This is a genomic window from Flavobacterium frigidimaris (assembly GCF_002217275.1).
Lineage (GTDB): Bacteria > Bacteroidota > Bacteroidia > Flavobacteriales > Flavobacteriaceae > Flavobacterium > Flavobacterium aquidurense.
In genome coordinates, this window is the sequence record NZ_MUGV01000062.1 from 1 (window position 1) to 1,846 (window position 1,846).

At 35.5% G+C, this 1,846-nt stretch carries 2 protein-coding genes; both read right to left on the reverse strand.

What is annotated here, in order from left to right; genetic code table 11:
- Window positions 1-1,293, reverse strand: a 1,293-nt coding sequence (locus B0A65_RS22875) for a TolB-like translocation protein (RefSeq protein WP_123890424.1), incomplete at its 3' end; no start/stop codon positions are given.
- A gap of 11 nt (window positions 1,294-1,304) precedes the next feature.
- Window positions 1,305-1,846, reverse strand: a 542-nt coding sequence (locus B0A65_RS22880; RefSeq protein WP_207556496.1) for a PorP/SprF family type IX secretion system membrane protein, incomplete at its 5' end; no start/stop codon positions are given.

The following is a 1,846-nucleotide window of genomic DNA, read 5'->3' on the forward strand; positions in this document are numbered from 1 at the left end:
ACCACTTAATTCCTGAATGCATCTTAGGGCTCTGTTTTCAACAAATTTATAGATATCATCAGATCCTTGTCCGCCATCTTTATTAGAACTAAAATATCCTTTTCGGGAAACCGGATCGATAACATAGGCGAAATCATCTTTTGGTGAATTGACATCAGCTCCAAGATTCTGGATATCACTTATGGTTCCGTCTTTTTCGATTTTTCCGACAAAGACATCCAATCCGCCAAGTCCCGGATGTCCGTCTGAGGCGAAATAAATTTCGTTTTCATCGGTTACATAAGGAAATGTCTCTTTTCCTTCGGTATTAATGCTTTTTCCAAGATTCTCCGGAGTTCCAAAACCACCATTTTCATTTATACTTATTTTATAAAGATCAGACTGGCCTAACGTTCCAGGCATATCTGATGCAAAATACAAGGTTTTTTCATCTGGACTAAGTGCTGGGTGGGCTGTGCTGTAATTGTCGCTGGAAAAAGGCAGAGGTGTAATTTTAGTCCATTTTCCGTTTTCAAGAGTGGCTTTGTATATTTTAATTAAAGTAACTTTTTCTTCATCTTTTCCTTTTTTTCCGTCAACATAATTGTTTCTTGTAAAATAAACTGTTTTTCCGTCTTTGGTAAAAGCTGGTGAAGCTTCATGGAATTTAGTATTGATATCCGTTTTAAATTTTTTGACTTTTGTCGAATCAACATCAGCGATATAAAGATTAGTGAAATATTCTCCTGTCCATTTATGTTTGCGCTGAGAAAAATTTCCGGTATCTCTTGCAGAGGCAAAATAGATTTTGTTGTCATGTATAAAAGTTCCGTAGTCAGAATATTTAGAATTGATTCCGGCATTTTCAATGTTGTATCGTCCTGAATTGGCTTTAATCTGATCAAGATAGTTTTTATCTCCTTCGTAAAGTTTAGCTCTGTTATCGGTTTTGTTTTTACTGTTGAACTCATCCAGTAATTGATTTGCTTTTGCTATATCTCCAGTCGATTTTAAAGACTGGGCATATCGGTAATAATACTCAGGTTCGACAACGGTATTCATAGCAAAGAGTTCACCATACCATTTTGCTGCTCCGGCAAAATCGGAGTTAAAATAATAGGCATTTCCTAGTTTCTTAAACATATCCTCAGACTTGTATCCTTTGTTTGCTACTTTTTCATACGTTTTTATAGCATCAATATAGGCGTAGCTGTCGTACTTTTTGTCAGCAGCATTTATTTTGGATTGCTGTGCATAACTGTCAAATGAAAAAACATTTACAATTGTCAGGCAAAGAAGTATAAAATTTTTCATAATCATTGTTTTTAGAAGAAACGAGGAGTTGTCATTTTACCATTGTTTTTGAAGAATTCATAGCGAAGGAATATCTCATGCGATCCTGAATTGTAGTTATTTAAGTTTGTTGTTTCACGGTCATAACCATAACCTAAATAAAGTCCGTCTGTGATCTGAAATCCGACCATAGCACTAAGTGAAGCGCTCCATCTGTAAGCAACACCAATTACAAATTTGTCATAGAACATAAAATTGGCTGATACATCTACCTGGAGCGGTGCGCCTTCTACCATTTTGGTAAGTACGGCAGGTTTGAATTTTATGTATTGGTATTTATCCAGATCAAATACATAACCAGCCATTAAATAGTAATTTATTTTATCTTTAAAAATAGCCACATCATTATCATCATATCGGTTGGTTTCAATGAAGTTAGGTACAGACAAACCAATGTATGCTTTATCAGAATGCCAGTAAACTCCAGCTCCCACATTTGGCGAAAATTTATTGTCCAGATCCTGAAATTGTGGATCTCCTGCAATTTCGGGATTCAGTTTGCTTACATCCAGAT